General features: G+C 32.2%; 21 protein-coding genes. 11 read left to right on the forward strand and 10 right to left on the reverse strand.

Annotated features, from left to right (window positions below; genetic code table 11):
• Positions 1-524 (forward strand): IS3 family transposase (locus tag ACKTSW_RS07995; RefSeq protein ID WP_408024755.1); only part of this gene is annotated, 524 nt, incomplete at its 5' end.
• A gap of 46 nt (positions 525-570) precedes the next feature.
• Here ACKTSW_RS07995 and ACKTSW_RS08000 read toward each other — a convergent pair.
• Both ACKTSW_RS08000 and ACKTSW_RS08005 read right to left on the reverse strand, forming a co-directional pair.
• Positions 571-1,161, reverse strand: coding sequence for a hypothetical protein (locus tag ACKTSW_RS08000; RefSeq protein WP_408024756.1), 591 nt, complete (start codon positions 1,159-1,161; stop codon positions 571-573).
• 56 nt (positions 1,162-1,217) lie between these two features.
• Entirely contained in the window at positions 1,218-1,652 is a 435-nt protein-coding gene (locus ACKTSW_RS08005) for a tellurite resistance TerB family protein (protein WP_408024757.1), read from the reverse strand.
• A gap of 527 nt (positions 1,653-2,179) precedes the next feature.
• On the opposite strand from ACKTSW_RS08005, the gene ACKTSW_RS08010 reads away from it, so the two are divergent.
• From ACKTSW_RS08010 to ACKTSW_RS08040, 7 genes are all read left to right on the forward strand, one after another.
• Complete coding sequence (locus ACKTSW_RS08010) at positions 2,180-3,409, forward strand: RNA methylase (protein ID WP_408024758.1); 1,230 nt, start codon at positions 2,180-2,182, stop codon at positions 3,407-3,409.
• Positions 3,410-4,050: 641 nt separating this feature from the next.
• The gene (locus ACKTSW_RS08015) at positions 4,051-4,350 is read left to right on the forward strand and encodes a GIY-YIG nuclease family protein (protein WP_408024759.1); all 300 of its coding nucleotides are present in this window, start codon (positions 4,051-4,053) and stop codon (positions 4,348-4,350) included.
• A 1,174-nt stretch (positions 4,351-5,524) separates the two neighbouring features.
• On the forward strand, positions 5,525-6,466 hold the full coding sequence (locus tag ACKTSW_RS08020) for a hypothetical protein (protein ID WP_408024760.1): 942 nt from the start codon (positions 5,525-5,527) through the stop codon (positions 6,464-6,466).
• Between the two features lie 136 nt (positions 6,467-6,602).
• Complete coding sequence (locus ACKTSW_RS08025; protein ID WP_408024761.1) at positions 6,603-6,995, forward strand: hypothetical protein; 393 nt, start codon at positions 6,603-6,605, stop codon at positions 6,993-6,995.
• Between the two features lie 85 nt (positions 6,996-7,080).
• A complete protein-coding gene (gene mfd, locus ACKTSW_RS08030; protein ID WP_408024762.1) occupies positions 7,081-10,437 on the forward strand; it encodes a transcription-repair coupling factor in 3,357 nt (1,118 codons plus the stop codon).
• A 192-nt stretch (positions 10,438-10,629) separates the two neighbouring features.
• A complete protein-coding gene (locus tag ACKTSW_RS08035) occupies positions 10,630-11,496 on the forward strand; it encodes a DMT family transporter (protein ID WP_408024763.1) in 867 nt (288 codons plus the stop codon).
• 104 nt (positions 11,497-11,600) lie between these two features.
• Entirely contained in the window at positions 11,601-11,735 is a 135-nt protein-coding gene (locus tag ACKTSW_RS08040) for a hypothetical protein (RefSeq protein ID WP_408024764.1), read from the forward strand.
• 19 nt (positions 11,736-11,754) lie between these two features.
• Here ACKTSW_RS08040 and ACKTSW_RS08045 read toward each other — a convergent pair whose 3' ends face one another.
• Both ACKTSW_RS08045 and dprA read right to left on the reverse strand, forming a co-directional pair.
• Positions 11,755-12,840 (reverse strand): hypothetical protein, encoded by a 1,086-nt coding sequence (locus tag ACKTSW_RS08045; protein WP_408024765.1) that lies wholly within the window; start codon positions 12,838-12,840, stop codon positions 11,755-11,757.
• A gap of 12 nt (positions 12,841-12,852) precedes the next feature.
• On the reverse strand, positions 12,853-13,950 hold the full coding sequence (dprA, locus tag ACKTSW_RS08050) for a DNA-processing protein DprA (RefSeq protein WP_408024766.1): 1,098 nt from the start codon (positions 13,948-13,950) through the stop codon (positions 12,853-12,855).
• A 92-nt stretch (positions 13,951-14,042) separates the two neighbouring features.
• Here dprA and ACKTSW_RS08055 point away from each other — a divergent pair, with 92 nt between their 5' ends.
• Together ACKTSW_RS08055 and ACKTSW_RS08060 are read left to right on the forward strand one after the other, a co-directional pair.
• Positions 14,043-14,936: an HU domain-containing protein gene (locus tag ACKTSW_RS08055; RefSeq protein ID WP_408024767.1), complete on the forward strand. Its 894-nt coding sequence runs from the start codon at positions 14,043-14,045 to the stop codon at positions 14,934-14,936.
• 59 nt (positions 14,937-14,995) lie between these two features.
• Positions 14,996-15,508 carry an acyl-CoA thioesterase gene (locus ACKTSW_RS08060; protein ID WP_099214905.1) on the forward strand — a complete coding sequence of 171 codons (513 nt, stop codon included), beginning with the start codon at positions 14,996-14,998 and terminating at the stop codon, positions 15,506-15,508.
• 6 nt (positions 15,509-15,514) lie between these two features.
• Here ACKTSW_RS08060 and ACKTSW_RS08065 read toward each other — a convergent pair whose 3' ends face one another.
• The 6 genes from ACKTSW_RS08065 to ACKTSW_RS08090 are packed head-to-tail and all read right to left on the reverse strand — an operon-like array spanning position 15,515 to position 22,288.
• Positions 15,515-16,549, reverse strand: coding sequence for an AI-2E family transporter (locus ACKTSW_RS08065; RefSeq protein ID WP_408024768.1), 1,035 nt, complete (start codon positions 16,547-16,549; stop codon positions 15,515-15,517).
• A gap of 6 nt (positions 16,550-16,555) precedes the next feature.
• Positions 16,556-17,773, reverse strand: a complete 1,218-nt coding sequence (locus ACKTSW_RS08070) for a murein hydrolase activator EnvC family protein (protein ID WP_408024769.1) — start codon at positions 17,771-17,773, stop codon at positions 16,556-16,558.
• Between the two features lie 2 nt (positions 17,774-17,775).
• Complete coding sequence (locus tag ACKTSW_RS08075; protein ID WP_408024770.1) at positions 17,776-18,543, reverse strand: DUF4292 domain-containing protein; 768 nt, start codon at positions 18,541-18,543, stop codon at positions 17,776-17,778.
• Positions 18,544-18,567: 24 nt separating this feature from the next.
• Positions 18,568-19,485: a tetratricopeptide repeat protein gene (locus ACKTSW_RS08080; RefSeq protein ID WP_408024771.1), complete on the reverse strand. Its 918-nt coding sequence runs from the start codon at positions 19,483-19,485 to the stop codon at positions 18,568-18,570.
• Positions 19,486-19,543: 58 nt separating this feature from the next.
• Positions 19,544-20,560: a sugar phosphate nucleotidyltransferase gene (locus ACKTSW_RS08085; RefSeq protein WP_408024772.1), complete on the reverse strand. Its 1,017-nt coding sequence runs from the start codon at positions 20,558-20,560 to the stop codon at positions 19,544-19,546.
• A gap of 57 nt (positions 20,561-20,617) precedes the next feature.
• The gene (locus ACKTSW_RS08090; protein WP_408024773.1) at positions 20,618-22,288 is read right to left on the reverse strand and encodes an ABC transporter ATP-binding protein; all 1,671 of its coding nucleotides are present in this window, start codon (positions 22,286-22,288) and stop codon (positions 20,618-20,620) included.
• 244 nt (positions 22,289-22,532) lie between these two features.
• On the opposite strand from ACKTSW_RS08090, the gene ACKTSW_RS08095 reads away from it, so the two are divergent.
• The coding region (locus ACKTSW_RS08095) for a M43 family zinc metalloprotease (protein ID WP_408024774.1) at positions 22,533-24,391 on the forward strand (1,859 nt) is incomplete at its 3' end.

Here is a 24,391-nt window from a genome sequence, read left to right on the forward strand (position 1 = left end):
AAAGTATTATACCAAAAGGGCCAGAACATGTTTATGTAAGTGATATAACATACATTAAAAGTAGAGACAAAACACATTACTTGTCATTAGTTACAGATGCTTATAGTAGAAAAATAATGGGCTATAAGCTTAGTGATGATATGGGAGCTGAAAATGTAGTGCAAGCTTTTAATATGGCAGTTAAGAATCGGAACAACAACAACGAATTAATACATCATTCTGATAGAGGATTACAATATTGTTCTTCTATTTATCAAAAGGCTTTGTTAAAAAATAATGTAAAACCATCAATGACTGATGGATATGATTGTTATCAAAACGCATTAGCCGAGCGTATTAATGGAATATTAAAACAAGAATTTTTAATTTATAAATGTAATAATGGAAAGGAACTTAAACAATTAATTAAAGAGTCTATAAATACATATAATAACAAAAGACCACATTTAAGTCTTAACATGAAAACACCTAACTTTGTACATAACAAAAAAACCAGAGAAGTTAACTTCTCTGGTTTAATATAATTTTTTAAATAACTGTCAACCTATTTTAGGACGACTCATTCTAGGGTTAAAACATACAACCCCCTAAATGGTCAGCAGAGCTACGACCACTACCAGAACTATTATTCCAGTTTAATTTAAATACAACACCTAAGGTTCCTTGTATGTGTGAACGCATGCTTTCATAACCTTCAAAAGAATGTTTGTAATATAATTGAGGGTTAATACCCACTTTATCACTAACCCAGTAAATTCCACCACCACCAAAATTAAGAGTAGGTGTCATTTTGCGTTCAGAATCTACTAAACTCCCCCCTACAAACACATACGGAGCAAATTTTTCTAGCACTGCATTAAAATTATAACGAAATGATGCATCCATAGAAAAGTATTTGGCAGAGTTTGAAATAAAGCCTACATCGTCAATAGTGTTAAAAGACATGGCGCCATCTAAAGAAAAAGATTGCCCAATAGGCATGGTTAAACTTAAAGTAGGAACTTGAAATAAATATTGATCACCAATATAGGCAGCATCACTTTCATTAAATTTTGTTATTCCAAAGCCCACACCTATCTGCCAAGAGTCGTTAAAGTTTTGAGAAAAAACAGACACAGATAAACAGGTAAATATGGCTATAAGTAAGGTTTTTTGTTTCATAGGGAGAGTAGTGTTTAAAGTAATAACTGGTTTAATAAGTTTTTAGTATAAATGATTTAAACGGCATTTACTTTTTTAATAGCAGTTGTAAAATCATCTAAATCATTGTCGTTTAAAACTAAATGTATAGCTTCATCACAAACTTTTTCTGCATTATCAGCAGGAAAGTTTAAAGCTACAGCAATTTTACGAAGTATACCAACCTCTTCTTTGTCTATAACTTCATCAGCAAAAATCATTCTTGTTAATCGAAATAAACGCTCAATACGCTCATCATAACTCACAGGAGGGTTTACAGGAAATTTTTCAGGATTTTTTAAAATTATTTGATACTCTTCTGAACTAATATTCAGTTTTTTTGCAGCTCTATCTAAAAGAAGTTGCTCACCCGCAGAAATAATATCATCAATTTTAGCAATTTTTACTACACTAGCAAAGTGACCTATTTCTTGTTTGTGTTTTCCACTTGAATATAAATCTGATATTGACATAAATTTTTTTTGTTTTTTTATAATTAAAATTAACTGTACTTATTTAGAAGCAAAGTTCCGTAAAAGTCACTTAAACTATCGCCGAAAGGTAATAATTCTGCCTAACAACAAGTATTATTTTTTATTATAACTTTTAAAAAACCAATAAAAAATATTAATTCTAATAATTGTTTTTCAGCTTGTTTTAAGCTTTTTTATTTTTACTTAATACAAATACCTTATTAGGTTGTTTTTCTTCTTTTAAATCAATTAATATAAGTTTTTTTACAAAAAAGAACAAGAAAAATAATTTACTATAAATTATTTTTATAGAAATTTAAAAAGAAATCAGTAAAGCTAAAAATACAAAAAAGTTCTTTTCAGTATTTTATAAACTAAATGAATTGTAAATTTTGGTAAAATTAAAATAAGAAACATCTTTTTTTTTAAAGCTCAATCACATTAAGTTTTTTACAAAAAAGAACAAGAAAAATAAAAAGGATTTTTGAAAGCATTATTTTTACAAACAAAAGCCTCAAAACATATCTATGAATAATATTGAAAAAACTACAACTTGGGAACAGTTTTATAAAAACTCAGAAAACCTTACAAAACCCTCTGCTGTAGAAAATTTACTTTCTAATAATGACATAACTTTTTTAAAACAAGAATTAAAAAACATCATCAATAGGTTTTTAGATAAAGGAGAACTTCATAAGGGAATAAAAGTATATATAAACAACGAGCTTCAAAATGGCATTGCTGAAGAAATGGCTATTAATAAACCCAAAGAAAATGAAACGATTGAGGAATGGTGTGGTAATTTTTTTAGAGATAAAAAGTTTGGAGTTGTTTTCAATAGTTTAGAAACCTTTAGCAATGAGTTAACAGAAAGAATGTGTCATATTGTTGCTCCATTACTCCAAAAAGCAGGAATGCCTTTGGGAGGACTCTCTTTTTTGTTTTTTATGGGAAATTACGGATTTACCCCTTTTGGAATCCATAAAGAAGCTAAAGGAGAAGAAGGTTTTTTGTTTCATTTAGGTCCAAACTCTAAAGACTTTTATACTTGGGATATAGAAAAATACAATCAAATAGAACACAATACTCAAGTGTTCCACGAGGTAGATACGATGTTATCAACATCCACAAAATATCCGTTAAAAGCAAAATCGGCTATGTTTATTCCGCATCATGTATATCATATTGCAAAAACCGATGAATTTTCGTTGAGTGTAGTGATGGATTATATAAACCCGTCTAGAGACTACTTAGAAAAAAAGATTGCCACACAAATAGCTTCTAAAAAACTACAAAAAAATCCGAATGTAGGATACTTACCACCAGTAGATATCACCACCGAAGAATTGGATTGGAATCCCTTATTAAACCCAAAAACATGGGAACAGCAATTCAAAAAAGCGCTTTCAAAATATATTACCGGACTAAAAAGTAACGCAGGAGTCTTACAACCTTCAATAGTTGAAAACAAAGAAGGGGTACCAAATCCGCCATTTCAAATTACAGGAAAGACAACTTTTCCGTTGTTAATACATACAGAAAGCACAGAGAAAACCTTCGTTATGGCAAGAGGAAATGAGGTTGTTGTTAGCAATAACTCACAACTAAGTACAATTATAGAAAAGCTAAACACTGGAAAAACCATAAGCTTTGAAGAATTACAAAACCACCTCACTCCTACTTGGGAACTGATGGATGTATTTGATTTTGTAAGTCAGTTAGCACGAGTTGGAGCGATTACTATTTGTAAGGAATAACCTTACTGTCATTTCGACCGCAGGGAGAAATCTCACTCACGGGAGTTACAAACATTTTAGAAAGCACCCAACACGCGATTTAAAGATTTCTCACTTTCGTTACACTCCAGTTCGAAATGACGTTGATGTTGTCATTTCGACCGCAGGGAGAAATCTCATTCATTAGAGCCACAAGTACTCTTTAAAGTCACTAACACACGATTGTAATATTTCTCACTTCCGTTACACTTCAGTTCGAAATGACGTTGATGTTGTCATTTCGAGCGATAGCGAGAAATCTCACTCACGGGAGTTACAAACATTTTAGAAAGCACCCAACATGCGATTTAAAGATTTCTCACTTCCGTTGCACTCCAGTTCGAAATGACGTTGATGTTGTCATTTCGAGCGATAGCGAGAAATCTCACTCACGGGAGTTACAAACATTTTAGAAAGCACCCAACATGCGATTTAAAGATTTCTCACTTCCGCTACACTCCAGTTCGAAATGACGATAAGGTTGTCATTTCGACCGCAGGGAGAAATCTCATTCATTAGAGCTACAAGTACTCTTTAAAATCACTAACACACGACTTAAAGATTTCTCAGTCGTACCTCCTTCGAAATGACACTAAAAATATTATTCTATCTTTAAAAGAAAAATGCTAAATCAATACGTTGTATACATCATCACAAACAAAAACAAAACTACGTTGTACATTGGTGTTACCAATAACCTTCAAAGACGATTATCTCAACATTATTTTGATAGTGAACATGCTAAAAAATCCTTTGCAGGAAAGTACAATTGCTATTATTTGATTTACTATGAAACATTTGAAAATATAAAAGAGGCAATTCACAGAGAAAAAGAATTGAAAAAATGGCGCAGAGAAAAGAAAGAAAACTTGATAAACAGTTTCAATCCTGAGTGGTATTTTCTGAATAATGAGTTTTTTTAGCAAAACTTTTTATTACTACTGTCATTTCGAAGGAGCGATTTTATGAGCGATAGAGAAATCTCACTCATTAGAGCTACATGTACTCTTTAAAGTCACTAACACACGATTGTAATATTTCTCACTTCCGTTGCACTCCAGTTCGAAATGACGTGTAAGTTGTCATTTCGAGCGCAGGGAGAAATCTCACTCACGGGAGTTACAAACATTTTAGAAAGCACCCAACATGCGATTTAAAGATTTCTCACTTCCGTTGCACTCCAGTTCGAAATGACGATAAGGTTGTCATTTCGAGCGATAGCGAGAAATCTCATTCACGGGAGTTACAAACATTCTAGAAAGTACCCAACATGCGATTTAAAGATTTCTCACTTCCGTTACACTTCAGTTCGAAATGACGTGTAAGTTGTCATTTCGAGCGCAGGGAGAAATCTCATTCATGGGAGTTATAAACATTTTAGAAAGCACCCAACATGCGATTTAAAGATTTCTCACTTCCGTTACACTTCAGTTCGAAATGACGTGTAAGTTGTCATTTCGACCGCAGGGAGAAATCTCATTCATGGGAGTTACAAACATTTTAGAAAGCACCCAACATGTGATTTAAAGATTTCTCACTTCCGCTACACTCCAGTTCGAAATGACGATAAGGTTGTCATTTCGACCGCAGGGAGAAATCTCACTCACGGGAGTTATAAACATTTTAGAAAGCACCCAACACACGATTTAAAGATTTCTCACTTCCGCTACACTCCAGTTCGAAATGACGATAAGGTTGTCATTTCGACCGCAGGGAGAAATCTCATTCACGGGAGTTACAAACATTTTAGAAAGCACCCAACACGCGATTTAAAGATTTCTCACTTCCGTTACACTTCAGTTCGAAATGACGTGTAAGTTGTCATTTCGACCGCAGGGAGAAATCTCACTCACGGGAGCCACAAACACCCTTACAAACTCACACACAAATAAATAATCCTTGCTTCCCTCCTATTTTTTTACTATGTTTAACACACTAAAAAAAATAGTCCCCTTATCTCAACTATTTTTATGGGTTTATTATAAAACAAACACCTCTTTATGGATTACCGTAAAGGGTTGTGGTTGCCTTTGTATAGTTTTGAGTTTAAAATAATCATTGATAAAGGATAAAATTTGTATATATAACTAAACAAAAATGGAAAAGATATTACTATCTACATACTTGATTAAAATTCAGGATAGACAAAGAAATGATCAAATCTTAAGTCATTTTAATGGTACTGATGATTTTTTTCAAGTATTTCAAAATTATTTAAACTCTATTTTTGAAAATATTTTGGCTACAGCAGATATAAGAGAAACTACTGCTCTTCATTTAACATTAGATGAGCCTCCAACAGTAAATGAAGAAAACAGGAGTATATATGGTTTTTTTTCTACCGGTGTTAGTGGTGAACAATATCAAATCAGAGATGTAGAAACAAGAGAGGAAGTTCTCGCAGTACAAAGAAACCATGCCGCTTTTAGAAATATTTTTTTTTATCTAAAAATGCCCACACAAAGAGACAGTGGTGCTTTAATCCTCCAAAGAAAAGCTAAGTTTGGTATAAAAACAATCTTTATAAGAACTGTAAATCAATATATAAGAGAACAAGGGTATCAAAATAACAAAGTTCTTATAAATAACATCGTACATGGTCGGGTTTATAGAAGAATGATTAGAGAAGGTAATTTGAAAAAGGTGGAAATTATAAAAAAAAGGATACCAAGCTCAATAGAGGAGTATTATAGAAATGGTGCGACACCTGAACAAATTCCAGGAACTTTAAAAACTTCTATGTTATCACCGACAAGTTTGCCTGATAATTTCAAGAGATTTGTGGATAATTTATTTACTAATCCTGATCGTGAAAGAATTGAAATAGAAGGAATTGATGAAGAATTTGATGAAGTAGAATTTGAGTTAGAGTTAAATGGAAAGAAGAAGACTTTTTATGTCATGCAAAAACATAGGATTCAACCAACTATTGACGTAACTTCTGAAATTCAATTTACAGCACAAGGTGAACCAACTTTAGATTCTTTAATAAATCAAAGTGAAGAGTTAGTTAGAGATATAATTGAATTAAGACTTTAATATGTTAAATCGGATTAATATAACTTCAATCATCACAGACCATTTTAGTACTCTAAAAAGTCTTAATCAAAAATCAAATTATATTAATTTTAAAGATGTACTCCTCTTTATTATACTTCCTATATTTATTTCTATTATGCTAACATATAAAGGGTATGGTTTTGATGATCAGTTAGGAAATTTAATTACAGCTACATCTATTTTTGGTGGTTTCTTATTTAATCTCTTAGCCATTATTTATAGTCAAATAGATAGCCTAAAAAAAGATGCAGAAAAAGAAGAAGATGAATTAAAAAAAATAAAAGAAAAGTTTGTAAAAGAAATACATATAAATATTTCTTTTTGTATTGTTTTGTCTATTATATTAGTTATAACTTTACTTATGACTACGATTGAAATTCCAAAATTTGAATTTCAATGGATTTTAAAAAAAATTATAATAGGAGTAAACTATTTTTTAATGATTCTTTTTATGTTGACACTTCTGATGGTTCTGAATAGAGTATATATCCTATTGAAAAAAGAATAGAAAATAAAACTATAATTAGACATAAAATTATTCTACGACTACACAAAAAATAAACCTTCGTACCTTTGCACAAAATTTTTGTACGTTGAGCAAGCAAGCCATTGTAAACCACTACCAACAATCTAAGCAGGTAAAACAGATTGTTACACAGCTTCAACAAGAACATAACCATTTTCAACTAACGAATTTGGTCGGTTCTTCGTTGTCTTTTGTCATTTCCGAAACCTTTAAACAAGCCGATAAACCTTACTTGTTAATTTGTAACGATAAGGAAGAAGCCGCTTATTATCTAAACGATTTAGAGCAGTTATTGGGCGATAAAAATGTGTTGTTTTATCCGGGTTCCTATCGCAGACCCTACCAGATAGAAGAAACTGATAATGCCAATGTACTGTTGCGTTCAGAGGTGTTAAACCGTATCAATTCTCGTAAAAAACCAGCGATTATTGTTACCTACCCTACTGCCCTGTTCGAAAAAGTAGTGACGAAGAAAGAACTAGAAAAAAACACACTAAAAATAGCGGTGGGTGAGCAAGTATCGCTTGATTTTGTTAACGAAGTACTGTTTGAATACCAGTTTAATCGTGTAGATTTTGTGACCGAACCGGGTGAGTTTTCGGTACGTGGTGGAATTATCGACGTGTTTTCGTTTTCTCACGACGAACCATATCGTATGGAGTTTTTTGGTGATGAGGTAGACAGCATTAGAACTTTTGATGTAGAAACGCAACTTTCTAAAGAAAAACTGAAGAAAGTAAGCATTATGCCCAATGTAGAAAACAAAACACTACAAGAAAGCAGAGAAAGCTTTTTAAAATACATTTGGTCTAAAACCGCTGTTTTTGTTAAAAGCGTAGACTTGTTAAGCGATTCGTTAGATAAATTCTACCGAAAAGCAGAACTCTCTTTTAACGAATTATCAACCGAAATTAAACACGCAAAACCCGAAGAGTTATTTTGCAACGGCGAACTGATTAAAGATCAATTGCAAGATTTCACAACAATTGACATCGGTAAAAACCGTCATTCCGAACGTAGTGAGGAATCTCATGAAGGTGTCCTAAGTATCAACTTCGATACCCACCCACAGCCGTCTTTCAACAAAAAATTCGACCTGTTAATTCAGAATTTTAACGAATTTTCAGCGAAAGGATTCACCAACTATATTTTTTGTTCTAACGACCAACAAGCACAACGGTTCCATGATATTTTTGATGACGGTGAACAAGAAGTTTCTTATGAAACCATTGTATTTCCGTTGTACCAAGGCTTTGTAGATTTAGATAATAAAATTGTTTGTTATACCGATCATCAAATCTTTGAGCGTTATTACAAATTCCGACTCAAAAACGGATATGCAAAAAAGCAATCCATCACCTTGCAAGAGCTCACCAAATTAGAGGTGGGTGATTATGTAACCCACATTGACCATGGTATTGGAAAATTTGGCGGACTCCAAAAAATTGATGTAGAAGGCAAAAAGCAAGAAGCCATTAAGTTAATTTATGGCGACCGCGATATTTTATATGTGAGTATTCATTCGCTACACAAAATTTCCAAATTCAACGGAAAAGACGGAAAACCTCCTAAAGTATATAAATTAGGGTCGAACGCTTGGAAAAAAGTCAAGCAAAAAACCAAAGCCCGAGTAAAACATATTGCGTTTAACTTAATTCAGTTATACGCCAAAAGAAAACTTCAAAAAGGATTTGCTTTTGGGCCCGATACGCACATGCAACACGAGTTAGAAGCAAGCTTTTTATACGAAGACACACCCGATCAGTTCTCTTCTACCCAAGAAGTAAAAGCCGATATGGAAAAAGAGCAACCTATGGATCGTTTGGTGTGTGGTGATGTTGGTTTTGGAAAAACAGAAATTGCCATTCGAGCAGCGTTTAAAGCGGTAGATAACGGAAAACAAGTAGCTGTGTTAGTGCCGACTACTATTTTAGCTTTTCAGCACTTTAAAACCTTTTCTAAGCGATTAAAAGACTTTCCGGTCACCATTGACTATCTAAATCGTTTTAGAAGCACAAAACAGCGTAAAACTGTTTTAGAAGGTGTAACTGATGGAGGTATCGATATTGTAATAGGAACCCACCAGTTAACTAATAAAAACATCCAGTTTAAAGATCTTGGGTTGTTGATTATTGATGAGGAACAAAAATTTGGGGTGGCAGCAAAAGACAAGTTAAAAACGATTAAAGAAAACGTAGATACGTTAACCTTAACGGCAACTCCAATTCCGCGTACCTTACAGTTCAGTTTAATGGCGGCAAGAGATTTATCGGTAATTAAAACGCCACCACCTAACCGTCACCCCATAGAAACTAATGTAATTCGCTTTAGCGAAGAAACCATTCGCGATGCGATTTCGTACGAAATTTCACGTGGTGGACAGGTATTTTTTATCCATAACCGTATTGAAAATATCAAAGAAGTAGCAGGCCTATTACAACGCCTACTTCCGAATGCGAAAATAGGTATTGGTCATGGACAAATGGAAGGAAAAAAGTTAGAAGAACTCATGCTTGGTTTTATGAACAATGAGTTTGATGTACTGGTGTCGACCACTATTGTTGAAAGTGGCTTGGATGTGCCGAATGCGAATACTATTTTTATAAACAATGCGAATAACTTTGGACTGTCCGACTTACACCAAATGCGTGGTCGTGTAGGGCGTTCGAATAAAAAAGCCTTTTGTTATTTTATTACGCCACCGTATCATCACATGACCGATGATGCACGAAAACGTATTCAAGCATTAGAAATGTTTTCTGAATTGGGAAGTGGATTGAATATTGCCATGAAAGATTTAGAAATTCGTGGTGCTGGAGATTTGTTAGGTGGTGAACAAAGTGGATTTATCAATGATATTGGTTTTGATACCTATCAAAAAATATTAAAAGAAGCGATTGAAGAGCTAAAAGAGAATGAGTTTAAAGATTTATATCCAACAGACGAAAATGCTCCGAAAGATTATGTAAAAGAAGTTCAAATTGATACCGATTTTGAAATTCTATTCCCAGATGATTATGTAAACTCAGTAACCGAACGCTTGAGTTTGTATAACAAATTAGGAGCGTTAACAAAGGAAGAAGAATTACAAACATTTGAGAGTGAAATTGTCGACCGTTTTGGAGAATATCCAACGCAAGTCGCCGATTTATTAGACAGTGTTCGTATCAAATGGTTAGCGAAAGATTTAGGCTTAGAAAAGATAGTTTTAAAACAAAAACGATTGATAGGGTATTTTATATCCGATCAACAAAGTGCATTTTATCAAACAGAAGCGTTTACGAGGATGTTGAAGTACGTACAGCAAAACCCGAAGAGTTGTGTAATGAAAGAAAAGAAAACTAAAAACGGATTGCGCTTACTCATCACATTTATAAAAATTGATAGTGTACATAAAGCGTTAGAAACCTTACAGAAAGTTTAAAACGTCATTGCGAGCGAAGCAATCTGTTTATAGGGAACTCACAATAGAAAGATTGCTTCATTTCACTGCGTTACATTCGCAATGACGAAACAAAGAATCTGTCATTTCGACCAGAGGGAGAAATCTCATTCAATTGAGTAACTCTTAATTTAAGATTTCTCGTTTCACTCGAAATGACATACTTTTACATCCATGCAAACCAACCACGTTAAGAATCTATCAGGAATTATTTTAGCTACGTTATTTATCAGTACTTCAGGTGTGTTAGGCAAGTATATTGCGATGCCTTCAGAAGTTATTATTTGGTTTCGTTCAGCATTTGCTATGGTGTTTTTATATATATTTTGCCGATTCAAAAAAATCGATTTAACCATACAATCAAGAAGACATATTTTTCCTTTTTTAATTGGTGGTGTTTTTATGGCAGCTCATTGGATAACTTATTTTTATGCTTTAAAATTATCGAATGTAGCTATTGGAATGTTATCGTTGTACACCTTTCCAGTAATGATTGCTTTTTTAGAACCGTTGTTTTTAAAGATAAAATTCAACCCAATTCACATTGTTTTAGGCTTAATAGTATTATTAGGCTTGTACATCTTAGCTCCCGATTTTGATATTAAAAACACTCAGGTACAAGGAGTGTTATTTGGTTTGTTTTCTGCCTTATGTTATTCCGTAAGAATCTTAATTTTAAAGCAATATGTACAGCAGTATAACGGGGTAATGTTAATGTTTTATCAAGTAGCTGTAATTACAATAATATTGGTTCCTGTATTGTTTTTTATGGATATTTCTGGATTTCAAGAACAACTCCCCTACTTATTATTATTAGCCTTATTAACTACTGCTATTGGGCATAGTTTAATGGTACATTCGCTGCAGTTTTTTTCGGCATCTACCGCAAGTATTATTAGTAGTATTCAGCCAATTTTCGGTATTATTTTAGCGTTTACTTTCTTAAACGAAGTACCCACATGGAACACCTTTATTGGTGGTAGCTTAATTTTAACAACCGTAGTTATTGAAAGTATTCGAAGTAGAAAAAACAGTATTTAATGCTATTGAGAGTGTTAAAACTTCCCTTGAACTTAAAGAGGTTTTATTTTCTAAACAGTGTAATTTTTTTTAGCAAAAAAGACCATAAAGATATTGGTTTAGCAATGATTTTTTCAACTAATTCAGATAAAGGAGAACGATTAGCATTTGAAGGAGTGTTTAAATTAAATAATACTCTAACTCCTAGAGTAAGGCACTGTAAAAAATTAAATAACGAATATATGGAGAGTGATATTTAATTTAAATAATCGTTAAAAGTTAATATAGTTTTTGCTGTTGTTGAATAATAGTTTTCATACTTACGTCTTCGTAGTTTCTTCGAACAAAGGTTAGTGCACTATCAAGAACTTGACCCATACCATCACTATCTCTAAAGTTAATATCACCGGTAAACTCAAAAATTTCAGATTTGAGTTTTTCAATGTTTTTAGGAGTAGAAATATTATCAGATTTCATAGCAGCAAGCAAACGATTTAATCGAGAACGGGAACCTAAAATTCTTTTTGCAACAATCGATCGCTCTTCTATTTGATATTGCTCAATAGAATCTGAGGTAAGCTTATTTGCTACCAATTCAACCATTTTTAAATTTTCTTTAAAAAATTGCGGGTAGTATACTTTAAACTTTCCTTCGTAACACTGTTGATCAAAATCTATGGGACGAATTTTATACACTACATTTTCAAAGTCGTGAGTAGGTACTATAACATAGTTATACGAACGCATATCGCCTAATAAACGAATCATACAACGTTCGTTAAACTTAACAAACTCTTTAGCTAATTGTGCTTTTTCAATATCTAAACAATCTTCTAAATAATCATTGATAAACACATCTCCAGGAATTCCTGAGATATGTTCTTCTATTAAGGTGTCTTCATACACTAAAAAATTTAGGTTATAAGGAGATAAAATATCCTCTAACTCAAGCCCATATATACGAGAAGAATCTGTTTTTTTAACGTAAAAATACGTATAGTTGTCGTTTAAAATATTTCGGATTTTAATACGAAAAGGCTGAGAGTTTCCAAAAGTACAAAAATCGATAGCATCAACATTTAAATGTTTAATACTAGCGTCAGAACCATTAGAGTGTAAAATATTATATACTTTTTTTAGACACAAGTCAATTTCTGCTCGTTCAAACTCATTATAAAAAACACGAATCCACAAAGTATCGTTATCGTGTTTATCGTATACAGCTACAGCACCTTGAAAACGTAACAAATCATCATAAAAGATTGGAATTTTAATGGTTCTGTTATGCCTTTTCAAGTAGGTTCCTAGTTTTTTATTAACTGGGAAAGCAGGTTTTTTTTGTGAAATGAGTTTATATTCTGACATGGCTCAAAGGTACTAAACTTCAAACATTTTTCCGGGCAAAGGTTTTATCGCTCCTTTAAGCTCCATTTGAATTAATATAGAAGATAATTGATAGGTTGGAAGGTTACAATCTAGTGCGATAATATCTAGTAACTGTTTGCCACTTTGTTGTAAGTAATCGTGTATTTTTTGTTCGGTTTCATTTAAATCAACAAAAAGCTTGTTTTGAATAGGTATGGAAGCCTTCGGTATATCCCAATTAAGCATTTTTACAACATCTTCGGCCGAAGTGAGTAAATGTGCCTGATTATTTTTGATGAGACTGTTGCAGCCTTTACTGTATACATCGGTTGCTCTACCAGGTAGCGCAAAAACATCTCGGTTGTATGAGTTGGCAATATCAGCAGTAACTAACGAGCCTCCTTTTTTAGCTGATTCAATGATAATTGTTGCCTTTGATAACCCTGCTACAATACGATTTCTTTTTAAAAAATTTTCTCTCATTGGCTGTTCATCATGCCAAAACTCGGTAATAAACCCACCATTTTCATTTACTTGATGAATGTATTTTTTATGTGTTTTAGGATAAATTTCATCCAATCCATGTGCCAGTACTGCAATAGTTTGTAAGTTGTTTTTTATAGCAGCTTTGTGGGCACAAATATCTACTCCGTAAGCAAAACCGCTTACAATTATGGGATTGTGTTCTTTTAAGTCTTCAACAAGTTGATTGCAAAAATCGCGTCCGTATGAACTCATATTCCGAGTTCCTACAATCGAAATGATTTTATCATTGTTTAGGTTGAGACTTCCTTCTTTAAAAAACAAAATAGGAGCATCAATACAATGTTTTAGTTGTTGTGGATACTCGTCATCTAAAAAATACGAAAAAACACTATTGTTTTGTTGAATATACGTTAACTCCTCTTCCGCTCTTTTTAGGTTGTTTTCATCAAAAAGATGTTGGGTTACATGAGTTCCAATTCCGTTAATTTTATGTAGCGTGTTTTTCTTTTCTAAAAACACTTGTTCAACACTTCCTGTAGCTGTAATTAGCTTTTTTGCTAAAATGTCACCTATGTTTTTGGTAGCTTGCAACCTAAGAATAGCGAGTAATTTTTCTGAGTCCATGTAGCAATAATTTGAGTATCAATATACAAAACTGTTAATAAAAATTACAAGATTTCTTGAAAGTAATTCTTATAAAAGCTATATTTGTTCTTATGACATTAGCCAACTACATTAACGATTTATTATATAGATACGATTGCGTAATTGTTCCTAATTTTGGAGGATTTGTAACCAATAAAATTGGTGCTACAGTAAATACTACTACTCACACTTTTTATCCGCCAAAAAAGCAACTTACATTCAATGCATATTTACAGCATAATGATGGTTTATTAGCGAATTACATAGCATCAAGTAAAAATATTTCTTTTGAAGAGGCAATTACTTTTATTAATGAGGAAGTTGCTCAATGGAATGAAAAATTAGCAACAACAACTATTACTGTTGATTCTGTAGGAAGTTTGTCTTTAAATGAAGCAAAGCAAGTTGTTTTTGAACCAAATCCGTCTAGTAACTTTTTAACAGAATCTTTTGGATTGGCTGAGGTTTCAACGCCTTCTGTTGAAAGAGTGAAAAAAGTAATAGTGAAATCACCACCTACTTTTACTGAAGAAAGTAATAAAACAATTCCGTTGTATTTAAAAAGAGCTGCGGCAGCGGCTGTTTTTGTTGGGATTGTTTATGTGGGATGGAATGGTGTTCAAAATGAACAACAAGTATTAGCGAATCAAGAAGATGCTGTTGAGAAAAAAATTCAATCAGCAACTTTTGTAATAGATAAACCGCTACCAACTATTAACTTAAACGTTAGTAAAGAAGCTAGGAACTTTCATATTATTGCAGGAGCTTTTAAAGAAGTGCACAATGCCGAAAATAAATTAGAAGAGTTAGAAGAAAAGGGCCATGAAGCTTCTATTGTTGGAAAGAACAGATTAGGCTTAACACAAGTAGCATTTGCAAGCTATGCAACAAAGGATGAAGCTAGAAAAGCCTTAGAAATTATCAAAGAAACCGTAAGCGAAGACGCTTGGTTATTGGCTAAATAAACAGCATTTATTTTAGGTAGATTTTTTAGTTGCTGTATCTTTGCATCAAAATTTAATTGATGAGAGCAAAATCACCAAAAGAATCATTAACGGTACTTACCGATTTAGTTTTACCAGGAGAAACCAATTATTTAGATAACCTTTTTGGAGGAGAGTTGTTAGCTCGTATGGATAGAGCTTGTAGTATTGCTGCACGCCGCCATTCGAGAAGAATTGTAGTAACAGCCTCTGTAAATCACGTGGCATTTACCAAATCGGTACCTGTAGGAAGCGTGGTAACTTTAGAAGCAAAGGTTTCACGTGCTTTTAAATCATCAATGGAAATTTATGTAGATGTTTGGATAGAAGACCGTCAATCAGGTGAAAAAACAAAGGTAAACGAAGGTATTTATACGTTTGTTGCTGTTGATGAAACAGGAAAACCAGTGCCAATTCCTCAAATAGAGCCAGAAACCGAATTAGAAAAGCAACGTTACGAAGCAGCATTGCGTAGAAAGCAATTAAGCTTGGTTTTAGCAGGAAAAATGGATCCTAAGGAAGCTATAGAACTGAAGTCTATTTTCATGGATTAAAACAGTTTATATTTCATCAGCATTGCCACTTTCAGATAAGAAAATGGCAATGTTTTTTGTTTTGTCAAATTGAGAAAATATAATAATCATAATTACGGTAATAGGTACCGAAAGAATCATTCCTGTAATTCCCCATATTTCTCCCCAAACGGCTAACGATAAAATGGTAACTAATGGACTTAAGTTTAGTGATTTTCCAAAAACTTTAGGCTCTACAATATTACCAACGACCACCTGAATACCACCTACTGCAAACAATACGATTAAAAAAGGAGGAAACTCTCCAAACTGAATTAAACAGAAAATTGCAGGAAAAGCGGTTGCGACCAATGAGCCAATGGTAGGGATATAATTCAGTAAAAAAATAAGAAATGCCCAAAACGGAGCCCCGTCTACTCCAACAAGCAATAACACAAAATAACTAAGCATACCTGTTAATAAACTTACGTAGGTTTTTAGTCGTAAATAGTTTGAAATAGAATCTTCAATCTTTTTTAAGATAGATTGAAAGCTTTTAGAGCTGTTTTGAGAACTCATAAATACTTTTTGTAATTTCTTTTTAAAATTACTTTCCTCTAAAAAGATAAATAAGGCATAAATAACAATCATAAAGGTGTTTCCTAGCAAACTACTAACTCCGTTCGCTACATCGCCTAAAACAGAGCCATAATTAAAATCTCCAACAACCGATTGTAATGATTTAATAATGTCTATATGAAAATAGGCATCTAAACGTTTTATAATAGCGTCAATATTAGGCTCGTATTTAGAGTATGACGTTGTTAAGTTTGAAATACTGTTGGTAATAATTTCAGAAATAAACCCAAAACCCAAAATAATAAAGGTAAAAACAAATACATTACTCAGCCAAAAAGGAATAAAACGTTTTGTAAAAGGAATTTTGTAAATGGTTTTTCTAATTTCACGCGTTAAAAACCAAAAGATAAGTGCAAAAACAAACGGAATTAAAATTCCTTTTCCAATAACCAAGGCAGTAATTATTGCTACCGTTACAATGATAAAGTTTGATGCGTTTTTCATAATTAGTTATGAACGAATCCACTGTGCAGGATTCAATCGGTTTCTGTTTTTGTATAGCATAAAACTAAGCTGTGTTTTACCAGTAACTTTGTTGGTAAATACTTTGCCTAATATCTCTCCTGTTCTAACCACGTCTCCTTTTTTTACATATATTTCTTTCAATTTGTTGTATGTAGAAATATAATCACCGTGTTGTACTAATACTGATTTTCTTCCATCAGAATGTAATTGAATAACCAACACTTTTCCGTTAAAAATACTTTTTACATCAGTGTTCGCTTTGGTAGCAATATATAACCCATGACTATTAATACTTATTCCTGGAAAGGTAGGGTGTGGTTGCACTCCAAATTTTCGTGTAATTACACCTTTAACTGGCCAAGGTAAATTGCCTTTATTTTGTTCAAAATTAGCAAGTAACGTTTTTTCTTCGGCATTTAAAATAAATCCAGAATTGCTTTTCTTACTAGTTGTTGTTTTTTTACCTTTGTTTGCTTTGGCAATAGCATCTCTAATTAATTTGTCAATTTTAGCTAAAACCTTTTTCTCTTCTCGTTGTTTTTTTTGTAAATCGCTTTTGTATTTTTTCTCTTCTTTTTTAATTTTTGAAATTAGCTGTTCTTGGTCTTTCTTATCTTCTTCAATTCCTTCTTTTTGGTTTTTTTCATCAGAAAGTAATACTTCTTTTGATTTTTTTTGAGCTGTTAAAGAGTCGTTTAATTGTGCTACCTCTTTTGCTTTTACCATAATTTCTTCTCCTTGTTTTTTTCTAAAGTCCTTATACTGTTGCATATACTTTAGTCGTTTATAGGCTTGATAAAAACTTTCTGAAGATAGTAAAAACATGGTTTTACTTTGTTGCGATTTACTTTTGTAAGATTTCACAACCATGTCTCGGTAGTCGTCTTTTAATTTCTTTAACTCATCATTGTATTTTTTTAATTGTTGTTCGTTTGATTTGATCTCTTTTGAGAGTAATTTAGTTTCTAATTCAATAGTTTCAATTAAACGCTTTCTAACACTTATTTTTTGATTTAAGTCTTTTAAATCATCTAGAGCACTACTCTTTTTTTTCTTTGTTTTAAATAAGAGGTTGTTGACTTGCTCTATTTCATTTTTAAGTTTTTTACGTCTATTTTCAAGTTCTTTTCTGCTTTGAGCAAAAGAAGACATTCCTACAAGAAATAGGCACAAAAAGGAGATATAAAAAACAGGATATTTCATGATTATAATTGAATTTCTTTATATCCGTTGGGAATATTAAAATCTACATTTAGTTTGGTGTTGTACTCTACCGAACGAGTTGTAATATCAATGATAGTATATTTGTTTTTTTCTTTTGCTTTTATATTAATTTTTTCAGGAAAAAAAGCAGCATTTTTTTTATAGTACTTAGGGTAACTAATATCTAAACGTTGATTTTTTAATGAGTTTACAATTAGTTGCTTATCTAATTTAAAATGTTGAGGGTTTACATAAAAAAACAAGTCGAATAAAAGAGGTTGTTTTTGGGGTGATAACTGGTATGATTTTTCTTGAATTTGAACTTCTTGACGTTCAGATTTTACATCCATCAAAGCTTCACCTAATAACATGCTTTGTAACTGCTGAAAATTAATATCAGTTCCTAATAGTTTTTTTAGCATTAAAAAGTCACCATCGAAATAACTTTTTTCATATGGAGAGTAAAACTGAACTTTTGTAGGAGTTATTTTAGCTTTGAAAATAGAAATAATTTTAGTTCCCTTTAACCAAATAACTTCGTCTTTTTTAATTTTCATTCGTACCGAAAACCCTAAACTTTCCTTATTGTTCTTGTAATTAACTTTTAAACGAGCATCTACTGTTTTTTTATCAAAATTTGTAGCGACATGCTTTTTAGCCACTTTACGAGCCGATAATTCTTTAATAGCTATGGTATCAGTAACATTTTTGGTAGATTTACATGATGAAAATCCTAAAAACAATATAACTAATAAGGTGGTATACTTCATAAAATTAGTACTAACGAAACGTATTTACTTTAAAATTTTTTTGGCTTTGCTTTTATAAGAATTGGCCTTTTTAATATTATTTAACCCTTGGTAAGCCCTAGAAATTTCCATATAAAATTTAGTTTTTATTTCATTATTATCAATTACAAAATCAATGCCGTTTTGTAGGGTTTCTAATGCTTTTTTATAATCTTTATTGTTATTCAGAGCTTTTCCATTCATTAAATACACAAAAGGTTGTGCAGGAAAAAGAGCTAATCCTTGTTCGCTATATTTTAACAAGTCAGCATCATTATCAGCAGCTAACTTATCTAGTAATGTTTTTAAGTTGCTATAAGATTTTTCCTTTTCAAAAAGTGATTTAACATCAAGGTTTTCCGTGATTTTTTTTGGTGAATCTTCAGTTGTTTTTCGCGCATTTATTTTTTTTTCTATAGTGCGAAGTCTAGCAGTTAATAACTTAGCTTCTTTTAACTCTGTTAATACCTTTTTTGCAGATTTAACGTCATTATTTTGAAGGTGTAAAAAAACAAGCAATTGTTTTTTCTTTGGGTATGTTGCAGCTATTTTTTGTTGAGCAAGAATAGCACTATCAAAATCAGCTAATTTTCTTAAAATAAAAACCTTGTGTTCAAGTAGCCAAACATTAGTAGGCTCTATTTTTAAAGCTAAATCAATATAAGATAGAGCTTCAGGGTTTCTTCCTAGTTTTTCGTAATTTTTAGAAAGTTCAAACAAAACAGCTTTGTTGTTTGGAAGTATACTATTACATTTTTCTAAACTTTGTATAGCCTTTTGATAATTAAAAATAGCTTTGTCTGAGAGTGCTTTAAAAAAGAGTTGTTGAAATTCAATATTATTTTTTTCAGCAGCATCAACTGTAGCAGGAATGCTGTCTTGAGCATTTATAAAAAAGGAAAAAAGAAGGGTGAAAAAAGACAATACAATTTTAGAAAAAAAATTTTTTTCTCTTTTTTCACCCTTCTTTTCTATTGAGTTTTTATGTAAGTTCTGTATAATCACCTATACTCACTGATGTATAATTAGCATTATATTTTGCATGATTACCAATCATAGCATTATCTAAATTGGCATTTGAAATACGAACATTTGTTTGAATTAAAGAGTTTGTAATTGTTGAGTTTTCAACAATACTGTTTTCACCAATTGAAACAAAAGGACCTATTTTAGTGTTTTTCAACACTACCTTTTTTCCAACATAACAAGGCTGAATAATTTCAGCATTCTCTAATACAACGTCTTCAGACACTAAATTGTTGCCGTCTGCTTGTTCAAAACCTAAAACTTGTTTGTTGGTATCTACTGTTGGGTCTTTCTTACCACAATCCATCCAAGTATTTACTTTTCCTGGAACGAACTTAGCTCCTTGTTGCTTTAAACTTTCTAAAACATTTGTTAATTGATATTCTCCATTTTCTCTAATATCATTATCTAGCAAATATTTTATTTCTTCACGAACCTTATCAGCATCTTTAAAATAATAAATACCAATAATGGCTAAATCTGAGACAAACTCTTTAGGTTTTTCAACAAAATCAGTAATAAAACCATCTTTTAATTTTACCACACCAAAAGCGCTTGGATCTTCTACTTGTTTTACCCAAATAGCCCCATCAGCACTTGCATCTAAGGTAAAATCAGCTTTAAATAAAGTGTCAGCAAAGGCTACTACACACGAACCGTTTAACGATTCTTTTGCACAATAAATAGCATGTGCTGTTCCTAAAGCTTCTTCTTGAATATATACAGAGCCTTTGGCACCTAAATTTTCTGCTATTTTTAGTAGTTTATCTTTCGTGTTTGCAGGAAACCCCTTTGCAGCAGGCCCAATAATAAAAGCAATTTCTTCTATAGGTTGATCTACTACTGAAGTAATATCTTCCACTAATCGCTGTACAATAGATTTACCAGCAATAACTGTTAATGGCTTTGGAGTTGTTAATGTATGAGGCCTTAAACGAGACCCTATTCCTGCCATTGGCACTATAATTTTCATATTCTTTCTTTTCGTTTTTAACGGTGCAATATACCATTAATAACGCAGTGAAAAAAGTTATATCCCTTTTGGAATTGCTTCTATTAAAGTTTGAGTATACTTTGTCTTTGGATGTTGGTAAATTTCATCAGCATCTGCTATTTCTTCTACTTTACCTTTGTTCATCACAACTAATTGGTCGGACATATATTTTACTATAGACAAATCATGCGAAATAAAAATATAGGTAAGGTTAAATTCTGTTTTTAATTGATTTAACAGGTTTAGTACCTGTGCTTGTACTGATACATCAAGAGCAGAAACCGATTCGTCACAAATAATTAGTTTGGGCTGTAGTGCAATAGCACGAGCAATTCCTATACGTTGACGTTGACCACCAGAAAACTCATGTGGGTAGCGGTTAAAATGAGCAGCTTCCAAACCTACCTTTTCTAACAAGTTACACACATATTCTTTTCGCTCTTTATTGGAGTTTAAAACGGTATGAACTTTCATAGGTTCTAGAATAGCGTTACCAACAGTAATTCTGGGGTTCAAAGAAGAAAATGGATCTTGAAATATAATTTGAATTTCTTTTCGAAGCTTTTTAAAATCTTTTCTCGAAAGTTTGGTAATATCTGTTCCGTTATACAGAATGCTTCCCGAGGTGGCTTTTTCTAATTGTAAAATAGTTCTACTCAAGGTAGTTTTTCCACAACCACTCTCCCCTACTAATCCTAAAGTTTCACCTTCATAAATTTTAAAAGAAACATTATTAACTGCTTTTACGATAGTTGATTTTGATAACCATGAAGCGTTACTAATAAAATCTTTATGCAAATTTACTATTTCTAACAACGGAGGACGATTATATATTTTTTGATGAAAAGTAGTGCGTTCTTCATCTGTATAAACTGTAGAATCTATAGTTTCGTTGATAAAATCGTTAACCGTAGGTAAGGTTTTTAATCGTTTTTCTGTATTTGGTTTCGAGTTGATTAAAGCTTTTGTATAACTTTCTTTTGGGTGTAAAAAAACATGATTAGCGCTTCCCTTTTCTACTATTTTTCCCTTATGCATGACTACAACAGAATCTGCAATTTCAGAAACTAAAGCTAAATCGTGAGAAATAAAAACAATTCCCATTTTAAACTCTTGTTGTAATTCTTTTAGTAAGAAAATTATTTCTTTTTGTACAGTTACATCAAGGGCAGTGGTAGGTTCATCAGCAATAAGTAATTGAGGTTTACAGGCAATTGCCATAGCAATCATTACACGTTGCTTTTGTCCACCACTTATTTGATGAGGATACGAATCGTAAATAGCTTCAGGTCTAGGAAGTTTTACTTTTGAAAATAATGAGATAACTTCTTCTTTAATTTTATGATTGGATAACTGGGTATGCTGCTGTAACATTTCAGCAACTTGAATACCACAAGTCAAGGTCGGGTTTAAAGAACTCATAGGTTCTTGAAAAATCATCGCAATTTCTTTCCCTCTAATTTTTAAAAAATCTTTTTCACCTAAGTTTATTAAATCAATATTTTTATATAAAATTTCTCCTTCAATAATAGTTATTTTAGGCAATAAACCTAAAATAGCTAAGGTACTTATTGATTTTCCGCTCCCACTTTCTCCGACAATTCCTAATATTTCATTTTCTTTAATTTTAAATGAAATGTTTTGAACAATATTATTAATTACTCCTTTTTGGTTAAAGGATATGGACAAGTTTTTTACTGTTAGCATTTAGAAAATTTTAATAAAAGTACAATTATTCTCTTATAAAAATATAGAATAACTTAATTCTTCGCTATAAGTATTTGTTGGTTTTATTGTGTAAATAGTTAATTTTTAAATGAAAAATATGATTATATCTGTTTTTTTTTATATTTGCTGCTTGTTTATTGAAAAAAAAACAGCGTTTTAATTATGAATTATTTAATTATCACCCTGTTTTTTTAAATATTTTTAATTAATTAACTCTTCAAAAATGAAAAACAAAATTATTTTAGCACTTGTTTGCTTATTTATGGGTACTGTTGCTTTTTCTCAGCAAAAAAGTAACACAATTAAACGTGATTGTTATACTGTAGATGATTTAGAGTATAGAAAATCTAAAGATCCTAATCTTGAAAAACGAATGGCTCAAATTGAGGAATTTACTCAGAAAAGAGTAAAAGAAATGGAGTCGAGACAAAGTAGAGTTGATGGAAATATTATTACTATTCCTGTAGTAGTACATGTTTTATATACGAATTCTACAAACAATATTAGCGATGCTCAAATACTTTCACAGATAGATGTTTTAAATAAAGATTTTAGAAGAACGAATTCTGATGCAACTAATAAATGGTCACAAGCAGCTGACACAGAGATTGAGTTTGCTATGGCAACTATAGATCCTAATGGTAATTCAACTACAGCAATTACAAGAAAGCAGGTGACTTCTACAGATTGGGGAACAAAATTCAAAGCATACAATGCTATGAAAAGTTCATCATCAGGAGGAGTTGATGCTTGGGATACTTCTGAATATTTAAATATGTGGATTGTTCCTAAAATGACGAATGCAGGGCTAGTAGATAGAAATATTTTAGGATATGCTCAATTTCCTGGAGGTGATGCATCTACTGATGGTTTAGTAATGGTTCATAATGCATTTGGTTCTACAGGAACTTTAGACCTAAATTATAATTTAGGTAGAACTACTACTCATGAGGTTGGACATTTTTTAAACTTACGTCATATTTGGGGTGATGGTCCATGTGGTGTTGATGATTTAGTTTCTGATACTCCAGAGTCAGATGGTCCTAATTTTGAATGTGATACAGAACTTGTTTCTTGTGGATCAGTAGATATGGTTGAAAATTATATGGATTATTCTAAAGACAAATGCATGAATTTATTTACTGCAGGACAAAAAAATAGAATGCGTGCTGTTTTAGAGGCGGGAGGTTCTAGGAGAGCATTGGCTTTATCTGATAAAGCAGGCACACCAGTGGTTTGTACTGCTACAGTACCATCAGGGGTTTCTACTTCTTCAGTTACAGCTACAGGAGCTACAGTTTCTTGGACAGCGGTTTCAGGAGTAACTTATGATGTAAGATATAAAGCAACATCAAGCGCTTCTTGGACAACAGTTGCTGCTTCATCAAATTCTATCGCATTAAGCGGATTATCAGCATCTACTCAATACGAAGTGCAAGTTCGTAGTAAATGTTCTTCAACAAACTCAAATTATAGTGCTTCTGTAAACTTTACAACACCATCAGTAACCATTTCATATTGTACTTCAAGTGGAAACACTGTTTATGAAACAGGAATAACAAAAGTGGTTTTTGGTACTATAAATAATGCAGATGATACTGCAAAAGATAAGGGATATGAAAACTTTACAAATTTAAGCACGACAGTATCTCAATCATCGTCAACAAATTTAACAGTATCAGTAAATACTGATGGTAACTATAGAATTGATGCTTTTGCATGGATTGACTGGAACCAAGATGGAGATTTTGCTGATAGTGGTGAGGCTTACGATTTAGGAAACATTACAAATGTTTCAAATGGAGCATTACCAGTTAAAGCAATTGCTGTACCAGCGGGGGCAAAAACAGGAAGCACTCGAATGAGAGTTGCTGCTAAGTATAACTCAAACCCAACTTCTTGTGATACAAGCTTTGATGGAGAGGTAGAAGATTATACAGTGATAGTTGGTACTACACAAGCAGATACACAAGCACCAACAGCGCCAAGTAGTTTAGCAGCATCTAACGTAACCCAAACAACATTAACCTTAAACTGGTCAGCATCTACAGATAATGTAGGAGTAACAGGATATGATGTTTA

It is taken from the genome of Tenacibaculum sediminilitoris (assembly GCF_964513795.1).
Classification (GTDB): Bacteria; Bacteroidota; Bacteroidia; order Flavobacteriales; family Flavobacteriaceae; genus Polaribacter; species Polaribacter sediminilitoris.

Coding starts and splice junctions, on each gene's coding strand:
- ACKTSW_RS08000 (WP_408024756.1), bottom strand. CDS start 1,161: ATGAAACAAAAAACCTTACTTATAGCCATATTTACCTGTTTATCTGTG.
- ACKTSW_RS08005 (WP_408024757.1), bottom strand. CDS start 1,652: ATGTCAATATCAGATTTATATTCAAGTGGAAAACACAAACAAGAAATA.
- ACKTSW_RS08010 (WP_408024758.1), top strand. CDS start 2,180: ATGAATAATATTGAAAAAACTACAACTTGGGAACAGTTTTATAAAAAC.
- ACKTSW_RS08015 (WP_408024759.1), top strand. CDS start 4,051: ATGCTAAATCAATACGTTGTATACATCATCACAAACAAAAACAAAACT.
- ACKTSW_RS08020 (WP_408024760.1), top strand. CDS start 5,525: ATGGAAAAGATATTACTATCTACATACTTGATTAAAATTCAGGATAGA.
- ACKTSW_RS08025 (WP_408024761.1), top strand. CDS start 6,603: ATGCTAACATATAAAGGGTATGGTTTTGATGATCAGTTAGGAAATTTA.
- ACKTSW_RS08035 (WP_408024763.1), top strand. CDS start 10,630: ATGCAAACCAACCACGTTAAGAATCTATCAGGAATTATTTTAGCTACG.
- ACKTSW_RS08040 (WP_408024764.1), top strand. CDS start 11,601: ATGATTTTTTCAACTAATTCAGATAAAGGAGAACGATTAGCATTTGAA.
- ACKTSW_RS08045 (WP_408024765.1), bottom strand. CDS start 12,840: ATGTCAGAATATAAACTCATTTCACAAAAAAAACCTGCTTTCCCAGTT.
- dprA (WP_408024766.1), bottom strand. CDS start 13,950: ATGGACTCAGAAAAATTACTCGCTATTCTTAGGTTGCAAGCTACCAAA.
- ACKTSW_RS08055 (WP_408024767.1), top strand. CDS start 14,043: ATGACATTAGCCAACTACATTAACGATTTATTATATAGATACGATTGC.
- ACKTSW_RS08060 (WP_099214905.1), top strand. CDS start 14,996: ATGAGAGCAAAATCACCAAAAGAATCATTAACGGTACTTACCGATTTA.
- ACKTSW_RS08065 (WP_408024768.1), bottom strand. CDS start 16,549: ATGAAAAACGCATCAAACTTTATCATTGTAACGGTAGCAATAATTACT.
- ACKTSW_RS08070 (WP_408024769.1), bottom strand. CDS start 17,773: ATGAAATATCCTGTTTTTTATATCTCCTTTTTGTGCCTATTTCTTGTA.
- ACKTSW_RS08075 (WP_408024770.1), bottom strand. CDS start 18,543: ATGAAGTATACCACCTTATTAGTTATATTGTTTTTAGGATTTTCATCA.
- ACKTSW_RS08085 (WP_408024772.1), bottom strand. CDS start 20,560: ATGAAAATTATAGTGCCAATGGCAGGAATAGGGTCTCGTTTAAGGCCT.
- ACKTSW_RS08090 (WP_408024773.1), bottom strand. CDS start 22,288: ATGCTAACAGTAAAAAACTTGTCCATATCCTTTAACCAAAAAGGAGTA.